Origin of the sequence: Janibacter melonis (assembly GCF_003721155.3) — a bacterium.
Classification (GTDB): Bacteria; Actinomycetota; Actinomycetes; order Actinomycetales; family Dermatophilaceae; genus Marihabitans; species Marihabitans melonis.
In genome coordinates, this window is sequence record NZ_CP044548.2 from 1,799,244 (window position 1) to 1,816,176 (window position 16,933).

Annotated in this window: 14 protein-coding genes; 2 read left to right on the forward strand and 12 right to left on the reverse strand. The window is 73.6% G+C overall.

Going from position 1 to position 16,933, the window contains the following annotated elements; genetic code table 11:
* Positions 1-80 precede the first annotated feature (80 nt).
* Genes EEW87_RS08510 through fabG form a run of 9 tightly spaced genes read right to left on the reverse strand, consistent with a single transcriptional unit; the run spans position 81 to position 12,830 of the window.
* Entirely contained in the window at positions 81-1,751 is a 1,671-nt protein-coding gene (locus tag EEW87_RS08510; protein ID WP_123092258.1) for an AMP-binding protein, read from the reverse strand.
* A gap of 14 nt (positions 1,752-1,765) precedes the next feature.
* Positions 1,766-4,957, reverse strand: coding sequence for a carboxyl transferase domain-containing protein (locus EEW87_RS08515; protein ID WP_123092259.1), 3,192 nt, complete (start codon positions 4,955-4,957; stop codon positions 1,766-1,768).
* A gap of 29 nt (positions 4,958-4,986) precedes the next feature.
* The gene (locus tag EEW87_RS08520; RefSeq protein WP_123092260.1) at positions 4,987-6,183 is read right to left on the reverse strand and encodes an acetyl-CoA C-acyltransferase; all 1,197 of its coding nucleotides are present in this window, start codon (positions 6,181-6,183) and stop codon (positions 4,987-4,989) included.
* A 45-nt stretch (positions 6,184-6,228) separates the two neighbouring features.
* Positions 6,229-7,311 (reverse strand): acyl-CoA dehydrogenase family protein, encoded by a 1,083-nt coding sequence (locus EEW87_RS08525; RefSeq protein WP_123092261.1) that lies wholly within the window; start codon positions 7,309-7,311, stop codon positions 6,229-6,231.
* The gene (locus EEW87_RS08530) at positions 7,308-8,477 is read right to left on the reverse strand and encodes an acyl-CoA dehydrogenase family protein (RefSeq protein WP_123092262.1); all 1,170 of its coding nucleotides are present in this window, start codon (positions 8,475-8,477) and stop codon (positions 7,308-7,310) included. The genes EEW87_RS08525 and EEW87_RS08530 overlap by 4 nt, the downstream gene beginning before the upstream one ends.
* On the reverse strand, positions 8,470-9,687 hold the full coding sequence (locus tag EEW87_RS08535; RefSeq protein ID WP_123092263.1) for an acyl-CoA dehydrogenase family protein: 1,218 nt from the start codon (positions 9,685-9,687) through the stop codon (positions 8,470-8,472). The genes EEW87_RS08530 and EEW87_RS08535 overlap by 8 nt, the downstream gene beginning before the upstream one ends.
* A 19-nt stretch (positions 9,688-9,706) precedes the next feature.
* Complete coding sequence (locus tag EEW87_RS08540; RefSeq protein WP_123092264.1) at positions 9,707-11,239, reverse strand: class I adenylate-forming enzyme family protein; 1,533 nt, start codon at positions 11,237-11,239, stop codon at positions 9,707-9,709.
* Positions 11,236-12,054, reverse strand: a complete 819-nt coding sequence (locus tag EEW87_RS08545) for an SDR family NAD(P)-dependent oxidoreductase (protein WP_123092265.1) — start codon at positions 12,052-12,054, stop codon at positions 11,236-11,238. The genes EEW87_RS08540 and EEW87_RS08545 overlap by 4 nt, the downstream gene beginning before the upstream one ends.
* Before the next feature lie 14 nt (positions 12,055-12,068).
* Complete coding sequence (gene fabG / locus EEW87_RS08550) at positions 12,069-12,830, reverse strand: 3-oxoacyl-ACP reductase FabG (protein WP_123092266.1); 762 nt, start codon at positions 12,828-12,830, stop codon at positions 12,069-12,071.
* A gap of 114 nt (positions 12,831-12,944) precedes the next feature.
* On the opposite strand from fabG, the gene EEW87_RS08555 reads away from it, so the two are divergent.
* A complete protein-coding gene (locus EEW87_RS08555) occupies positions 12,945-13,415 on the forward strand; it encodes a MaoC family dehydratase (RefSeq protein WP_068276990.1) in 471 nt (156 codons plus the stop codon).
* Here the strand turns inward: EEW87_RS08555 and EEW87_RS08560 are convergent.
* The 3 genes from EEW87_RS08560 to EEW87_RS08570 are packed head-to-tail and all read right to left on the reverse strand — an operon-like array spanning position 13,405 to position 15,893.
* Positions 13,405-13,911: a thioesterase family protein gene (locus EEW87_RS08560; RefSeq protein WP_123092267.1), complete on the reverse strand. Its 507-nt coding sequence runs from the start codon at positions 13,909-13,911 to the stop codon at positions 13,405-13,407. The two genes, EEW87_RS08555 and EEW87_RS08560, sit on opposite strands and share 11 nt — an antisense overlap.
* The gene (locus EEW87_RS08565) at positions 13,908-14,858 is read right to left on the reverse strand and encodes an NADPH:quinone oxidoreductase family protein (RefSeq protein ID WP_123092268.1); all 951 of its coding nucleotides are present in this window, start codon (positions 14,856-14,858) and stop codon (positions 13,908-13,910) included. The genes EEW87_RS08560 and EEW87_RS08565 overlap by 4 nt, the downstream gene beginning before the upstream one ends.
* A 33-nt stretch (positions 14,859-14,891) precedes the next feature.
* On the reverse strand, positions 14,892-15,893 hold the full coding sequence (locus EEW87_RS08570; RefSeq protein ID WP_123092269.1) for an NADP-dependent oxidoreductase: 1,002 nt from the start codon (positions 15,891-15,893) through the stop codon (positions 14,892-14,894).
* A gap of 161 nt (positions 15,894-16,054) precedes the next feature.
* On the opposite strand from EEW87_RS08570, the gene EEW87_RS08575 reads away from it, so the two are divergent.
* The gene (locus tag EEW87_RS08575; RefSeq protein WP_123092270.1) at positions 16,055-16,837 is read left to right on the forward strand and encodes an SDR family oxidoreductase; all 783 of its coding nucleotides are present in this window, start codon (positions 16,055-16,057) and stop codon (positions 16,835-16,837) included.
* Positions 16,838-16,933 lie beyond the last annotated feature (96 nt).

Here is a 16,933-nt window from a genome sequence, read left to right on the forward strand (position 1 = left end):
GTTCAGGTCTTGTCAACACCTCGGGCACCGCCGTGGACGTCGCCGGCCCGACCTGTGGGCGGTGACCCCGGCGAAGGGGGTCAGCCCCGGGCGTCGAGCAGGTCCTGGGCGCGGCCCAGCAGCTCGCCCTTGCGGATCTTGCCGGTGTCGGTGAGGGGGAAGGTGTCGAGCACGTGGACCACGGGGACCTTGTAGGACGACATCTGCTCCCCCGCCCAGCGCTGGAGGTCCTCGGCGTCGACGGAGCACCCCTCGCGCGCGGTGACGAAGGCGACCGGACGCTGGCCGGTCCGCGGGTCGTCGGCGGGCACGACGGCTACCGAGGCGAGGTCGGGGTGGCGCACGAGGAGCATCTCGACCTCGGCGGGGAAGACGCTCATCCCCTTGACCTTGATCATGTCCTTCGTGCGCGCGAGGTAGTGCAGGCAGCCGTCCTCGTCGAGGTAGCCGGTGTCCCCCGTGTGCAGCCAGCCGTCGCGCAGCTGCTCGGCGCTCGCCTGCGGGTTGCGCCAGTAGCCGGTCATGATCGAGGGGCTGCGCAGGAGGATCTCGCCGTGCTCGCCGACGTCGATAGGCCGTGCGCTCACGGGGTCGACGACGAGGACGTCGGTGCCGGGCACGGGCAGCCCGCAGAAGACCGGCTCGGCGAGCAGGTCGTGGTCGCCCTCGTGGAAGCCGTACGGCACGACGTCGACGGTGTGGCTCTCCGTCATGCCGTAGGAGCCCTCGCGCAGCACCGAGCCGGCACCGACGACCTCGGCCCACCGCCGGCGCACCTCGGGCGTCAGCTTGCGGATGAAGGACATCGTCATCGGGGCGGTGAGGCTGCTGAGGTCGCGCTCGGCCACCCCGGGCACCTCGAGGATCTCCAGATAGCTCTCGACCGTGGCAGCCGTCGTCGTCACGCCGTGCTGCTCGACGAGGTCGACGACGCGCGCGGCGTCCCACCGCTGCAGGAGCACCGACGTCCCGCCCATGACGAGCGGGATGAGGATGCCGAGGTCCTCCCCCGCGATCCAGAAGACCGGGATGAAGCACAACGACACGACGTGGGTCCCGAGGAAGCCGTTGGCCCCCGCCGCACTCACCGCCGTGTAGACCATGTGCCGCTGGGTGTGCTCGCACCCCTTCGGCACCCCGGTCGTGCCCCCGGTGTAGTTGAGGGCGGCGAGCGCGTCGAGATCACGGGCCGGGTCGCGAAGGGGGTCCGCCGCCACCGCCTCGGACCAGCGCAGGACCCTCAGGCCCGGCTCCTGCGGCAGCGGGCCGTCGCCGACGACGACGAGCGCGCCGACGCCGGACTCCGCCGCTGCCGTCGCGGCCCGCTGCGCGAGGTCGGCGCTCGTCACGACGACCGCCGCGCCGGAGTCGCCGAGCTCGTGGACGAGCTCGGCGTGCTGGAACATCGGGTTGACCGGCACGTGCACGCACCCGGCGCGCAGCGTGCCGAGCATCGCGACGACGAAGTCCGGCACGTTGCCCAGGTGCACCGCCACGCGCTCGCCGGGGTCCACCCCGGCCGAGCGCAGCCAGCCGGCCCACCGCGCGTGCTCGTCGGCGAGCTCGGCGTAGGTGAGGACGCGCTCGTCGAGGACGACGGCGGGCTGCTCCCCCTTCGTCCTCGCCCAGGCGTCGACGTGCTCGGGGACGGTGAGCTCGCCGAGGGGGTGCACGACGTCACGGGGCACGCCCGGGGGTCGCACCCGCTCCTGCCGACGACGGATCTCGACCAGTGCCTCGTCGTAGTCCACGACGGCTCCTTCGCTCACCAGGTGTCGACGTACCGGCCCGGCACGTCGGGGACGGGTGCGGACGCGAGGGCGGTGAGGACCCACCGCCTCGTGTCCGCGGGGTCGACGACGTCGTCGAGCTCGACGACCGACGCCGCGGCCACGGCCCGCCCGCGCTCGTAGAGGTCGTCGAGGAGGGCCTGCTCACGGACGGCCCGCTCGGCCGGGTCAGCGATCGCCTCGAGCTCACGCCGATAGCCCAGGCGCACGGCTCCCTCGAGCCCCATGCCCCCGATCTCGCCGGTCGGCCAGGCGATCGTCGCCGCGGGGCGGTGGAAGCCGCCGGCTGCCATCGCCTGGGCGCCGAGCCCGTAGCCCTTGCGCAGGACGACGGTGATCATCGGGACCCGCAGGTGGGCGCCGATGACGAAGAGGCGCGCGAAGTGCCGGACCGCCGCCGTGCGCTCGTGCTCCGGCCCGACCATGAAGCCCGGGGTGTCGCACAACGAGACGACCGGCAGGCCGTGGGCGTCGCACAGCTGGAGGAAGCGCGCGAGCTTGTCCGCCGCCGGGGTGTCGATCGCCCCGCCGAGGTGCGCCGGGTTGTTGGCGACGAGCCCCATCGGCCGGCCCTCGACGCGCACGAGCGCGGTGACCATCCCGGGCGCGAAGCCGGCTCGCAGCTCGAGCACCGAGCCCTCGTCGGCTAGCGCCTCGACGGCCCGGCGCACGTCGTACACGCGCACGCGGTTCTCGGGCACGACGTGGCGCAGCAGGCGCTGGTCGGGGGCGGACCACGTGTCGTGGGTGCCCTGGAAGTACCCGAGGTAGCGCCGGGCGACGTCGACGGCCTCCTCCTCGTCCTCGACGACGACGTCGACGACGCCGTTGCTGCCCTGCACCTCGATCGGGCCGACGTCCTCGGGGCGGTGCACGCCGAGGCCGCCGCCCTCGATCATCGCCGGCCCGCCCATGCCGATCGTCGAGTCACGGGTGGCGATGACGACGTCGCAGCACCCGAGCAGCGCGGCGTTGCCGGCGAAGCAGCGTCCGGCGGCGATGCCGACCGTCGGGACGAGCCCGCTGAGGCTGCCCATCGTCGCGAAGGTGCCGACGTCGAGACCGCTCGCGACGGTCGTGTCGGTGTCGCCGGGGCGACCGCCTCCCCCTTCGGCGAAGAGGACGACCGGCAGGCGCTGCGCCCGGGCGATCTCGAGGACGCGGTCGGTCTTCTTGTGGTTGAGGTAGCCCTGGGTGCCGGCGAGCACGGTGTAGTCGTAGGCCAGGACGGCGCAGCGGGTGTCCTGCGCCCCGGAGGACGCGCTCACCCGGCCGATGCCGGTGACGATGCCGTCGGCGGGCGTCGAGGCGATGAGGTCCTCCTCGCTGCGGCGCGCGCGCTGGGCGGCGCGGGCCAGCCCGCCGTACTCGACGAAGCTGTCCTCGTCGCACAGGTCGGCGACGTTCTCGCGCGCGGTGCGCTGACCGCGCTCGTGCCGTCGGGCGACGGCGTCGGGCCGGGCCGCGTCGAGACGGCGCTCGGCGCGCTCGCGCAGCCGGCGCAGGTCGTCGCGCTCGACGTCGAGGTCGAGCACCTCCTGCTCGGCGCGCTCTCCACCCCCGAGGTCGTCGACGGCGATCTCGACGAGCAGGTCGCCGGCCGCGGTCGTCGTCCCGCGGTCGGGACGCACCGTGGTGACGACGCCCCCGGCGGGCGCGGTGACGACGTGCTCCATCTTCATCGCCTCGAGGACGAGGAGGGGGGCTCCCGGCTCGACGCGGTCGCCGGGGGCGACGAGGAGGTCGACGACCGTGCCGGTCGTCTCCGCGAGCACCCGGCCGTCCCCGGACTCGTGCGTGCCGCCGAGGCCGTCGAGGACCCCGCTGCCCTCGATCCAGCGGGTCGTCACCCGCCACGCGGCGAGGTCGTCGTGGTCGAGCACGGCCCGCAGGACGGGCAGGTTGGTCTCGACCCCGCCGACGACCATCTGCTCGGCGGCCTGCCGGGCCTTGCCCAGCGCGGCGGCGAGGTCGACCTGGCTGTGGGTGACGACCTTCGCGACGAGGGAGTCGAAGGTGCCCTCGAGACGGGTCCCGGGCACGAGGTGGGTGTCGACGCGCGTGCCCGGCCCGGCGGGCAGGACGAGCTCGTCGACGACGCCCTGCGCGGCGAAGGACTCGCCGCCGGCGCCGACGCGCTCGGCCGCGACGCGCAGCTCGACGGCGCTGCCGCGCACGGCCGGCGAGGTCTCCAGACCGATCTCGGCCAGGCTCGCGCCCTGCGCGAGGCGCAGCTGGGCGAGGACGAGGTCGACCCCCGTGACCATCTCGGTCACGGGGTGCTCGACCTGGAGGCGGGGGTTGACCTCGATGAACCACCAGCGGGTCGGGTCGTCGGCGTCGAGGAGGAGCTCGACGGTGGCCAGCCCGCGGTAGCCGCGGCCGCGCAGCAGCGCCGCGGAGGCCTCGGCGAGATGGGTGCGCACCTGCTCGGGCAGATCCGGGGCGGGGGCGACCTCGAGCACCTTCTGGAAGCGCCGCTGCAGGGTGCAGTCGCGCTCGCCGAGGGTCGTCACGGCGCCGGTGCCGTCGCCGACGACCTGCACCTCGACGTGCCGGGCCCGCTCGAGGTAGAGCTCGGCGAAGAGGGCCGAGGAGCCCGAGCTGCGCTCGGCCTCGGACCCGGCGCGCCGCCAGGCCTCGGCGACGTCCTCGCCCGCGGGCACGGCGCGCATGCCGCGCCCGCCGCCGCCCGCGGCCGCCTTGATCATGACGCCCGCGGGGTGCTGCGCGGCGGCGAAGGCGACGGCCTCGTCCTGCCCGATCCCCACCGCGGTGGCGGGCAGGACCGGCACGCCGACCTCCTGGGCCGCGCGGCGCGCGGCGCCCTTGTCGCCGAAGAGGGCGAGCAGGTGCGACGCCGGGCCGACGAAGGTCACCCCGGCCGCCTCGCACGCGCGGGCGAGGTCGGGGTGCTCGCTGAGGAAGCCGTAGCCCGGGTGGAGCATCGTGCAGCCGTGCTCGCGCGCCGCCGCGACGAGCGCGGCGGCGTCGAGGTAGGCCCCGGGACCTGCTCCGGGCAGGACGTGCACGGTGCCGGCCAGACGCGCGGCGAGCGAGTCCGTCTCGTCGCGGGTCACCGCGACGACGGCGGCCAGGCCGGCCTCCTGGGCGGCCCGCACGACACGGACCGCGATCTCCCCACGGTTGGCGACGAGGACCGACATCGGGCTCGCCCTCCCTTCGTCGATACGGGTCAGTAGATCTCGAAGAGGCCGGCCGCCCCCATGCCGCCGCCGACGCACATCGTCACGACGCCGTAGCGGGCGCCGCGACGACGACCCTCGAGCAGGACGTGACCGGTCATCCGGGCCCCGCTCATGCCGTACGGGTGGCCGATGGAGATCGCGCCGCCGTCGACGTTGTAGCGCTCGGGGTCGATGCCGAGACGGTCACGGCAGTACAGCGCCTGCACGGCGAAGGCCTCGTTGAGCTCCCACAGGTCGATGTCGTCGACGGTGAGCCCGTGCTGCTCGAGCAGCTTCGGCACCGCGAAGACCGGGCCGATGCCCATCTCGTCGGGCTCGCAGCCGGCGACCGCCATGCCGCGGAAGGCGCCGAGCGGGGTCAGCCCGCGGCGCGAGGCCTCGGCGGCCTCCATGACGACGACCGCGGAGGCGCCGTCGGAGAGCTGCGAGGCGTTGCCCGCGGTGATCGAGAAGCCCTCGGTCGCCTCGCCGGCGAGCACCGGGCGCAGCCGCTGGAGGTCCTCGATGGCCGTGCCGGGGCGGTTGCCCTCGTCGCGGGTGAGGGTCGTCTCGCGCGAGCTCACCTCACCGGTGGCCTTGTCGGCGACCTTCATCACCGAGGGCAGCGCGACGATCTCCTCGTCGAGGCGGCCGGCCTCCTGCGCGGCCGCGGTGCGGCGCTGCGACTCCAGGGCGTACTCGTCCTGCGCCTCGCGCGAGACGCCGTAGCGGTTCGCGACGACCTCGGCGGTCTCGAGCATCGACATGTACGTGGCCGGCACGTGCTCGACGAGCCACGGGTCCTTCATCCGGTAGGTGTTCATGTGCTCGTTCTGCACGAGCGAGATCGAGTCGACGCCGCCGCCGACGGCGACGTCCATGCCGTCGTGGACGACCTGGCGCGCGGCGGTCGCGATGGCCATGAGCCCGCTCGCGCACTGGCGGTCGACGGACATGCCGGCGACGCTCACGGGCAGGCCGGCGCGCAGGGCTGCCTGGCGGCCGATGTTCATCGAGCCCGCGCCCTGCTGGAGGGCGGCGCCGATGACGACGTCCTCGATCTGGGCCCCCTCGACACCGGCCCGCTCGACCGCGTGGCGCACGGCGTGGCCGACGAGCTCCTGGGGCTGGGTGTCGTTGAAGGCTCCGCGGTACGCACGCCCGATGGGCGTGCGGGCGGTGGAGACGATGACGGCTTCGCGCATGGGTGGATCTCCTGGTCTGTGCGGGGTGTCGGGGTGGTCGGGTCGTCAGAGGGTGAGGTCGAGCAGCACCGCGAGGTCGGCGCGGTGGCGCTGCGGGGTGCCCAGGGCGAGCTGGTCGGACTTCGCCCGCTTGAGGCGGGTGTGCACGGGGTGCTCCCACGTCATGCCGATGCCGCCGTGCAGCTGCAGCGCCTCCTCTGCCGCGCGGACCGCGGCGTCGGAGCAGCTCACCTGGGCGAGGGCCTGGGCGACGTGCTCGTCCGGGTCGTCCTGCGCGAGCGTCGCGGCGGCGTAGCGGGCCGCGGCCTGGGCGCCGACGACGACGAGGTAGAGGTCGGCGAGGCGGTGCTTGATCGCCTGGAAGGAGCCGATCGGACGGGCGAACTGCACGCGGGTCTTCGCGTACTCGACGGTCGTCTCGAGGCACCACTGGGCCAGCCCGAGCTGCTCGGAGGCGAGCAGCGCCTGCCCGGCGCCGAGCGCGGCGTCGACGGCGGCGTCCGCCTCGACGCCGCGGGCGATCTCGCGGCCCTCGCCGGTGGCACGGACGCTTGCGAGCGGACGGGTCATGTCGAGCGAGGTGATCGCCTCGACCTCGACGTCGTCGCGGGAGAGCAGGCGAAGGGAGGTCGCCCCGTCGCGCAGCACGGGGGCGACGAAGAGGTCGGCCGTCCGCCCGCCGACGAGGGCGCCCGCGACCGGCTCGACGGGGGTGCCCGGGTCGACCGCGTGCCACGCACCGCGGCGGGCGGTCCACGGCAGGACGAGGGCGGCCACCTGCTCGCCGTCGGCCAGGGCCGGCAGGCTCTCGGTGTCGCCGACGCGCACGAGCGCGGTCGTCGCGACGACGGCGCTCGTGAGGTAGGGCAGCGGGGCGACGGTGCGGCCGAGCTCCTCGAGCACGACGGCGACCTCGCGGGGCCCGGCGCCGAGACCGCCGTGTTCCTCGGGGACGAGCAGGCCGGCGAGACCGAGGTCGGAGGCGACGGCCCGCCACAGCGCCGACACGTCGGTGCCGGGCTCGTCGTAGACCCGGGCGGGCAGGTCGTCGGGCAGCGCCCGGCGCAGCGTCGAGCGCAGGCTGTCGCGCAGCGACTCCTCGACGTCGGTGTAGAGCAGGTCGGTCATCGCGGCACGTCCTTGAAGGGGATGCCCTTGTCGGGGCGGTGGTCCGGGGGCAGGCCGAGGACGCGCTCGGCGACGACGTTGCGCATGACCTCGCTCGTGCCGCCCTCGATGGAGTTGCCCTTCGCACGCAGGTATCGGAAGCCCGGGCCGCGGCCGAGGAAGGAGGCCGAGCCGGACCGGCGCATCGTCCAGTCGTCGTAGGTCAGCCCCTCCTCCGGGGCGATCTCGAGGGCGAGCCCGCTCACCTGCTGCGCCTGCTGGGCGAAGGCGAGCTTCATCGCCGAGCTCTCCGGGCCGGGCTGACCGGCCTCGAGCTGCTGGCGCAGGCGCTCGCCGGCCAGGCGGGTCACCTCGCACTCGACCCACCAGTGCAGCAGCTCGCTCTGCGCCTCGGGCGTGCGGACCTCGGGGTCATCGCGCCAGCGGCGGGTGACGACGCCGATCTGCCCGGCCTCTCGCTCGGCGCCGGCGCCGATGGCGACGCGCTCGTTGTTGAGCGTCGTCGTCGCGACCCGCCAGCCCTCGCCGACCGCGCCGACGCGGTCGTGGTCGGGCACCCGGACCCCGGTGAGGAAGACCTCGTTGAACTCCGCCTCGCCGGTGATCTGGCGCAGCGGTCGCACGTCGACGCCCGGGTCGCTCATGTCGAGCACGAAGTACGTCATGCCCGCGTGCTTGGGCACGGAGGTGTCGGTGCGCGCGAGGAGGATGGCGTGCTGGGCGTTGTGCGCGCCCGACGTCCACACCTTCTGCCCGTCGACGACCCAGCTGTCGCCGTCACGGACCGCCCGGGTGGCGACCGCGGCGAGGTCGGAGCCGGCGCCGGGCTCGCTGAAGAGCTGGCACCAGATCTCCTCGCAGGTGAAGAGCGGGCGCAGGTAGCGCTGCTGCATCTCCTGCGTGCCGAAGGCGAGGATCGTCGGCGCGGCCATGCCCAGCCCGATGCTGTTGCGGCCGAGGTCGGGCTCGGGGGCGCCGGCGGCGGAGAGCATCGCGTCGACCTCGACCTGCCGGCCGCGCGGGAGCCCGAGACCGCCGAGCCCCTCGGGGAAGTGCACCCACGCCAGCCCGGCGTCGAAGCGCGCGCCGAGGAAGGTCGTGGTGTCGGTCGTGCCCGGGTCGTGCGCGGCGAGGAGCTCCTCGACGCGCTGCTGCAGATCAGGCACGGGCGCTCCTGCGACGGATCTCGTGACGGGCCAGGGCGTTCTTGTGGACCTCGTCGGGCCCGTCGGCGAAGCGCAGCGTGCGCACCTGGGCGAACCACTCGGCGACGGGGAAGTCCTGGCTCAGCCCGCCGGCGCCGTGCACCTGGACCGCCTTGTCGACGATCCACTCGACGGTGCTGGGCGCGGCGATCTTGATCGCCTGGATCTCGGTGTGCGCGCCCTTGTTGCCCACGGTGTCCATGAGCCACGCGGCCTTGAGCGTGAGCAGGCGCAGCTGCTCGATGCGCACCCGGGACTCGGCGATCCACTCGCGGATGACGCCCTGGTCGGAGAGCGGCTTGCCGAAGGCGACCCGCTCGGCGGCGCGGTCGATCATCAGCTCCAGCGAGCGCTCGGCGATGCCGATGAGGCGCATGCAGTGGTGGATGCGGCCGGGGCCGAGGCGGGCCTGCGCGATGGCGAAGCCCTCGCCCTCGCCGCCGATGAGGTTGCTCGCCGGCACGCGCACCTCGGCGAAGTCGATCTCGGCGTGGCCGCCGTGGTCGCGGTCGTCGTAGCCGAAGACCTTCATGCCACGCCGGACGTCGACCCCGGGGGTGTCGCGCGGGACGAGGATCATCGACTGCTGGCGGTGCCGGTCGGCATCCGGGTCGGTCTTGCCCATGAGGATGAAGACCTTGGCGTCGGGGTTCATCGCGCCGGAGATGTACCACTTGCGCCCGGTGATGACGTACTCGTCGCCGTCGCGCACGATCGAGGTCTCGACGTTCGTCGCGTCCGAGCTGGCGACCCGCGGCTCGGTCATCGCGAAGGCGGAGCGGATCTGCCCGTCGAGCAGCGGGCGCAGCCACTGCTCCTTCTGCTCGTCGGTGCCGAACATGTGCAGCACCTCCATGTTGCCCGTGTCGGGCGCGGCGCAGTTCGTCGCGACCGGCGCGATGTGCAGGCTGCGGCCGAGCACCTCGCACAGCGGGGCGTACTGGAGGTTGGTCAGTCCCGCTCCTTCCTGCCCGGGCAGGAAGAGGTTCCACAGCCCCCGGCTGCGCGCCTCATCCTTGAGCCCGTCGACGACCGGCGGGGGCGACCACCGGTCCGGGGCCGCGTCGAGCTGCTCCTGGTAGGTGGCCTCGGACGGGTAGACGTGCTCGTCCATGAAGTCGACGAGCCGCTCGCGCAGGCTCGTGGTGGTCTCGTCGAGGGCGAAGTCCACGACGGCTCCCTTCGGTCGGTCAGGCGGTGGGTGTGCTCGCGCGGGAGGGGCGCTGGCCGCTCCGGGCGATGTCGGTCCGGTCGATGTCGCGCTTGAGGATCTTGCCGGTGGCCCCCTTCGGGAGCTCCTCGACGAGCTGGTAGATGCGCGGCACCTTGTAGGCGGCGAGCCGCTCCTCGAGCCAGGCCCGCAGCTCGGCGGGGTCGAGGGTCGTGCCGTCCTGCGGGGAGATGACGGCGGCGAGCTCCTCGCCGAGCCGCTCGTCGGGCACCCCGATGACGGTGGCCTCGCGGATGCCGGGGTGGCCGTAGAGGACCTCCTCGACCTCGCGGGGGTAGACGTTGTAGCCGCCGCGGATGACGAGGTCCTTCTTGCGGTCGACGATCCACAGGTCGCCGTCCTCGTCCATCCGGCCGATGTCGCCGGTGAGGAACCACTCGCCCGAGCGCACCTCGTCGGTCGCCTCGGGCCGGCCCCAGTACTCGCGCATGACGACCGGGCCGCTGATGGCGACCTCACCGGTCTCTCCGGGCGGCAGCGGGCGACGGTCGTCGTCGAGGACCGCGAGCGCGCACCCGGGCAGGGCCCGGCCGACGCTCATCTCCTTGCGCGGGTGCTCGGCCCGGTTGAAGGTGGCCGCGCCCGTCGTCTCGCTCAGCCCGTAGCCGTCGAGGACCATCGCGCCGAAGCGGTCGCGGAAGGCCTTGGCGACCTCGAGCGGCAGGGCGGCGCCGCCGGAGCAGGCCAGGCGCAGGTCGGCGAGGTCGTCCGCGGTGACGTCGGTGTCGGCGTGGAGCATCGCGTTCCACATCGTCGGCACCCCGGCCACCCCGGTGAGGCGCTGGTCGGCGGCCATCCGCAGCAGGGCCCTCGGCTCGAAGGGGCGCAGCAGCGACAGGCTGCCGCCGGCGGTCCACGTCGTGAACATCACCGCGGCCTGGCCGAAGACGTGGAAGAGCGGCAGCGCCGTGCCCATCCGGTCATCGGCCGTGAGGTCGAGCGCCTCCGCGAGGGCGGCGCCGCACGACAGGAGGTTGCCGTGGGTGAGGACCGCGCCCTTCGGCGTGCCCGTCGTGCCCGAGGTGTAGAGCAGGACCGCAGCGTCGTCGACGCCGGCGGCGGCCGGGTCGATCGCCGGACCCTCGGCCGGGACGGCACCGGGCTCGAGGACCCACAGCGGGATGTCGTTTTCGGCGGCGGTGCGGGTCACGGCCTCGGCGCCCTCGTGCCAGCCGAGGGCGTAGGTGCACCCGGCGTCGCGCACGAAGTGCTCGAGCTCGCGCGGCGTGCACAGCGGGTTGACCGTCACCGCGGTCGCGCCGAGCGCGAGGAGCGCGTGGTAGGTGAGGACGAACTCGGCGCTCGTCGGCACGACGACGAGCACCCGGTCACCGGGGCGGACCCCGCGACGGGCGAGCTCGGCAGCCGCGCCGCGGACCCCTTCGCGCAGCTGGGCGAAGGTCCACGACCGATCGCCCTCGCGCAGCGCGACGGCGTCGGGGCGCTCCTGCGCCCCGGCCCACACGAGCGAGGCGGCGTTCTGCGTGCTCATCGGCCCTCCAGGGTGCGGTTGTAGCGCTGCATGCCACGGATCCAGCGGTCGTGGTCGTCGACCTTGCGCCGCTGGTACTCGGCGACCTCCGCGTGCGGGAGGACGAAGAAGGTCTCGTCCGCGAGCGCGGCGACGACGGCGTCGGCGACGACGAGCGGGTCGAGCACGTCGCCGGCGCCGGTGACGGCCGCGGCGGCGAGGGCTCCCCCGTCACCGGCGTCGGGCGACATGCCGGTGCGCAGCATCTCGGTGTCGACGCCCATCGGGCACAGGCAGCTGACGTGCACGCCCTGGTCGCCGTACGTGATGGCGAGCCACTCGGCGAAGGCGACGGCGCCGTGCTTGCTCACGGAGTAGGTCGCCGACCCGAGCTGGGTGAGCAGGCCCGCGGCCGAGGCGGTGCTGACGAAGCAGCCCTGCCCGCGCTCGACCCACCCGGGCATGAGCTGGCGGGCGGCGCGCACGTGGGCGCGGACGTTGACGTCGAGGGCGAGGTCCCACTGCGCCTCGGTGGCCGACAGGCCGGAGCCGTCGCCGACCCCGGCGTTCGCCGCGTAGATGTCGACGGGCCCGTGGGCCTCCTCGGCGGCGGCGATGCTCGCCGCGATGTCGTCCTCGGACGAGGCGTCGCCGGCGACGGCGACCACCTGCTCGTGACCGAGGTCGCGCAGGCGCTGCGCGCTCGCCTCGAGACGGCTCGCGTCGAGGTCGGTGATGGTGACGGCGGCTCCCCCTTCGAGGAGGCGCTGCGCGAGGGCGGCACCGATGCCGCCCGCGGCGCCGGTGACGACGGCGCTCGTGCCGGAGATGTCCATGACGTCCTCTCCCCTCAGTCGCAGGGTCCGCCGGCGACGTAGAGCACCTGACCGGTCGTGAAGCCGGCGCCCTCGCTGACGAAGAAGGAGGCGGCGTGGGCGATGTCCTCGGGACGGCCGGTGCGGGCCACGGCGGCCTGCGAGGCCGCCGCCTTCTTGAGGTCCTCGAAGTCCATGCCGATGCGCGCCGCGGTCTCGGCGGTCATCTCGGTCTCGATGAAGCCGGGGGCGATCGCGTTGGCGGTGACGCCGAACTTGCCGAGCTCGATGGCGAGGGTCTTGGTGAAGCCCTGCAGACCCGCCTTCGCCGCGGAGTAGTTGACCTGGCCGCGGTTGCCCTGGGCGGAGGTCGAGGAGAGGTTGACGACGCGGCCGAACTTCGCCTGGGTCATGTAGCCCTGGCAGGCCTTGGTCATGAGGAAGGCGCCGCGCAGGTGGACCGCCATGACGGAGTCCCAGTCGGAGAGCTCCATCTTGAAGATGAGGTTGTCGCGGATGATGCCCGCGTTGTTGACGAGCACCGTCGGGGCGCCGAGCTCCTCGGCGACGCGGCGCACGGCGACCTCGACCTGCTCGGGGTCGCTGACGTCGGCACCGACGGCCAGCGCCCGTCCCCCGTCGGCCTCGATCTGCTCGACGACGCCCTGGCAGGCGGACTCGTCGAGGTCGAGGACGGCGACGGCCAGGCCGTCGGAGGCCAGACGGCGGGCGATGCCGGCGCCGATCCCTCGCGCCGCACCGGTGACGACGGCGACGCGCTGCTGCGGGGTGGTCATACGAGCTCCTTCGATCGACGACTGCTGCTCTCGCACCATACTTGAACCCGTCTTCATGTTCAATTACGTTGGCGTCATCACCCATCGGCATCTCGACCCCCTCAAGGAGCACCCATGACCGACATCGCCCAGCGCCGCCCGACGTCCGTGCAGGACCTCAAGGACCTCCTCGGCGTCACCCTCGGCCCGACCCAGTGGCACACGGTCGACCAGGCGAAGATCGACGCCTTCGCCGAGCTCACCGGCGACCACCAGTGGATCCACGTGGACCCCGAGCGCGCGGCCGACAGCCCCTTCGGCTCGACGATCGCGCACGGGCTCTACAGCCTGTCGCGCACCCCGGCCTTCCTCGAGGAGCTCATGGCCTTCGACGGCTTCGCGCACAGCCTCAACTACGGCTACGACCGGGTGCGCTTCATCCACCCGCTGCCCGTCGGCTCGCGGATCCGGCTGCACGCCGAGCTGACGAAGGTGGAGGAGACCAAGCCCGGTCAGGTCAACGTCGTGACGACGCTGACCGTCGAGGCCGAGGGCATCGACAAGCCGATCCTCGTCGCGGAGTCGATCGGTCGCTTCAGCGCCTGACCCCGACGGCCCCGCTCGTCGGGGCCGGCCAGGGCAGCTCCTCGTGGGCCCTCACCGCGTCGTCGATCCTGGCGGCGAGGGTGGGGGCCCACGAGCACGCCCGGCGGGTCGTCAGGTCGACGTGGGCCTCGAGCATCTCGAGGACGTTGACCACCCGTCCGGTCGTGCGGTCGACGACGAAGGACATCGCGTGGAGCACCTTGTCGCCGCGGGCGACCCAGCGCAGGTGCACGCTCACCTCGTCGCCGACGTGGACCTCGTCGAGGTAGCGGATGTGCTGCTCGACGCTGAAGACGCTCTGGCCCGTGGAGGTCCGGTAGTCGTCGTCGAGCCCGATGGCGGTGAGCGCCGCGTGGGCGCCGCGCATGTGCAGGTCGTAGAAGCGGCGCACGTTGACGTGGCCGTTGCCGTCCTGCCACTCCGGGGGCGCGACCTCGACGAGGGCGGCCGGCAGGGCGAGGACGTCCTCGACGGCGGGGCGGGCGACGACGCTCATGGCCGCAGGAGGACCTTGCCGACGACCTGGCGCGTCTCGAGCGAGCGCAGCGCGGCGGAGGCGTCGTCGAGCGGGTGGGTCGAGCCGACGAGGGGGGCGAGGGCGCCGCTGCGCAGGTGCGGGAGCATCGCCTCCCACTCCGTCGCGACGTGGCCGGGACGGGCCAGGGCGTAGGCGCCCCACCCGACGCCGACGGTGTCGACGTTGTTGAGCAGCAGGCGGTTGACCTTGACGGTGGGGATCTCGCCGGCGGTGAAGCCGATGACGAGCAGCCGACCCTGCTCGCGCAGCACCCGCAGCGAGTCGGTGAAGCGGTCGCCGCCCACCGGGTCGACGACGACGTCGACGGTGCGGCCGACCGCCTCGCGGAAGCCGTCGGCGAGGACGACCTCGTCGGCGCCGGCGCGAGTCGCGACCTCGCCCTTCTCGGGGGTGGAGACGACGGCGACGACGCGGCCGGCCCCGAAGGCCTTGGCGACCTGGATCGCCGCGGTGCCGATACCTCCAGCGGCGCCGTGGACGAGCACGCTCTCCCCCTTCGCCAGGCGTCCGCGCTCGACGAGCGCGAAGTAGGCCGTGCAGTAGTTGAAGAGGAAGGCCGCCCCGGCGTCGAGCCCGACCTCGTCGGGCAGGACGAAGGTGAGGTCGGGGCGGGCGAGCACCTCCTGCGCGAAGCCACCGAGCAGGGTGAGCGCGGCGACCCGGTCGCCCTCGCGCAGCCCGCTGCCCTCGGGGGCGGAGATCACCGTGCCGGAGACCTCTGCCCCGGGGACGAAGGGGAGGTCGGGCTTGACCTGGTAGAGACCTCGGGTCTGGAGCAGCTCGGGGAAGGCGACGCCGGCCGCGTGGACGCGGATGCGCACCATCGACTCGTCGTGCGGCTCGGGCAGCTCGACGACCTCGATCGCGTCGGGGCCCTCGAGGGTGGAGATGTGGATTGCGCGCATGGGGTGTCCTGTCGTCGGTCGGTCGGGCGGGTGTCAGACGGCGAGCAGCAGCTTGCCGGTGTTGACCCCGTCGAAGAGGCCGAGGAGGGCCTGCGGGAAGCCGGCCACTCCCCCGTCGAGGGTGGTCTCCGTCGCGACGAGCCGACCCTCGCGGATGAGCTCGGAGATCGCGGCGACGCCCTCGGGGTAGCGCTCGAGGTAGTCCATGACGAGGAAGCCCTGCATCGTCGCGCGGAAGACGAGCAGCGACATGTAGCGCCGCGGGCCCTCGGGCAGGCGCTCCTCGTTGTACGTCGAGATCGCGCCGCAGATCGCGATCCGGGCGCCGCGGGCGAGGTTGGCCAGGGCGGCGTCGAGCAGCTCGCCGCCGACGTTGTCGAAGTAGACGTCGACCCCGTCCGGGGCGGCGCGGCGCACCTGGCGCAGCAGGTCGCCGTCGCGACGGTCGATGACCTCGTGCAGGCCGAGCTCGCGCAGCCAGGCGACCTTGTCCGGTCCGCCGGCGACACCGATGACGCGACACCCCTTCGCCAGGGCGAGCTGGGCGACGACGCTGCCGACCGCCCCCGCGGCGGCCGAGACGAGGACGGTCTCGCCGGGCTGGGCCCGGCCGACGTCCTCGAGCCCGAAGTAGGCAGTCATGCCCGGCATGCCGAGCGCGCCGAGCCAGGTGGCGAGCGGCGCGACGTCGAGGTCGACCTTCGTCACCCCGCGGCCGTCGGAGAGCGCGTGCTCGCGCACGCCGAAGGTGCCCGTCACCGTGTCGCCGACGGCGAAGTCCTCGTGCTGGCTGGCGACGACCGTGCCCCCGGCGAAGGCCCGCATGACCTCGCCGATGCCGACGGGCGGGATGTAGGAGCGCACGTCGTTGAGCCAGCCGCGCATCGCCGGGTCGAGCGAGATGAGCTCGAGACGTACGACGAGCTCGCCGGGGCCGGGGTCGGGGACCTCGGTGGTCGCGATCTCCCACGTGCTGTCGTCGGGCCGCCCGGCGGGGCGCTGGGCGAGGCGGACCTCCTGCGAGGACCAGGTCATGTCGGCTCCTGCGATGCGTCGGACGGGCGCCGGACGGCGGCCCGCGCTCACCCTCGCAGAATCTGAACCCGAGTTCAACTGATCCTTGAACCCCGATTCAGGTTGGGTTACGGTCCCTGTGACCGGCGCGCACGCGCACCTGCCCAGCCCCAAGGACGCCCATGGACCTCTCCTCGCTCTTCTCCCTCGACGGTCGCGTCGCCCTCGTCACCGGCGGCTCGCGCGGGATCGGCCTGATGATCACCCAGGGCCTGCTCTCGCAGGGTGCGACCGTCTACATCACCGCGCGCAAGGCCGAGGCGGCTCAGGCCGCCGCGCAGGAGCTGAGCGCCGAGCACGGCGAGGGCCGGTGCGTCGCGCTGCCCGCCGACGTCTCGACGACCGAGGGCATCGCCGGTCTGCTCGCGCAGCTGCGCGAGCACGAGGACCACCTCGACGTCCTCGTCAACAACGCCGGGGCGGCCTGGGCCGAGCCCTTCGACGAGTTCCCCGAGAGCGGCTGGGACAAGGTCATGGACCTCAACGTCCGCACGCCCTTCTTCCTCACCCAGGCGGCCAAGGACCTGCTCCTCGCCGGGCACGCCCGCGGCCATCTCGCGAAGGTCGTCAACATCGCCTCGATCGACGGCCAGTCGCTCAACCCGCTCGAGACGTACTCGTACCACGCGAGCAAGGCCGGCCTGATCCACCTCACCCGCCGGATGGCCGTGCGCCTCGCCCCGGAGGGCATCGTCGTCAGCGCCATCGCACCCGGCGCCTTCGCCTCCTCGATGAACAAGGAGGCGCGCGACCACGGCGACGAGGTCGCCGGCCAGATCCCCTCGGGCCGCATCGGGCGCCCCGAGGACATGGCCGCCGCCGCGGTCTACCTCGCCTCCGACGCCGGCGACTACGTCGTCGGCGAGACCCTCACCGTCGACGGCGGCGTGACGATCAACCGCTGACGACGAGACGAAGGGGGGTCCGCCGGCTCGGTGGACCCCCTTCGTGCGTCCCGGTGGCCGCTCAGCAAGAGAAACCCCGGCTCCGCAAGGGTTTCT

Coding starts and splice junctions, on each gene's coding strand:
- EEW87_RS08520 (WP_123092260.1), bottom strand. CDS start 6,183: ATGCGCGAAGCCGTCATCGTCTCCACCGCCCGCACGCCCATCGGGCGT.
- EEW87_RS08540 (WP_123092264.1), bottom strand. CDS start 11,239: ATGAGCACGCAGAACGCCGCCTCGCTCGTGTGGGCCGGGGCGCAGGAG.
- fabG (WP_123092266.1), bottom strand. CDS start 12,830: ATGACCACCCCGCAGCAGCGCGTCGCCGTCGTCACCGGTGCGGCGCGA.
- EEW87_RS08565 (WP_123092268.1), bottom strand. CDS start 14,858: ATGCGCGCAATCCACATCTCCACCCTCGAGGGCCCCGACGCGATCGAG.
- EEW87_RS08525 (WP_123092261.1), bottom strand. CDS start 7,311: ATGACCGACCTGCTCTACACCGACGTCGAGGAGTCGCTGCGCGACAGC.
- EEW87_RS08545 (WP_123092265.1), bottom strand. CDS start 12,054: ATGGACATCTCCGGCACGAGCGCCGTCGTCACCGGCGCCGCGGGCGGC.
- EEW87_RS08515 (WP_123092259.1), bottom strand. CDS start 4,957: ATGTCGGTCCTCGTCGCCAACCGTGGGGAGATCGCGGTCCGTGTCGTG.
- EEW87_RS08555 (WP_068276990.1), top strand. CDS start 12,945: ATGACCGACATCGCCCAGCGCCGCCCGACGTCCGTGCAGGACCTCAAG.
- EEW87_RS08570 (WP_123092269.1), bottom strand. CDS start 15,893: ATGACCTGGTCCTCGCAGGAGGTCCGCCTCGCCCAGCGCCCCGCCGGG.
- EEW87_RS08560 (WP_123092267.1), bottom strand. CDS start 13,911: ATGAGCGTCGTCGCCCGCCCCGCCGTCGAGGACGTCCTCGCCCTGCCG.
- EEW87_RS08575 (WP_123092270.1), top strand. CDS start 16,055: ATGGACCTCTCCTCGCTCTTCTCCCTCGACGGTCGCGTCGCCCTCGTC.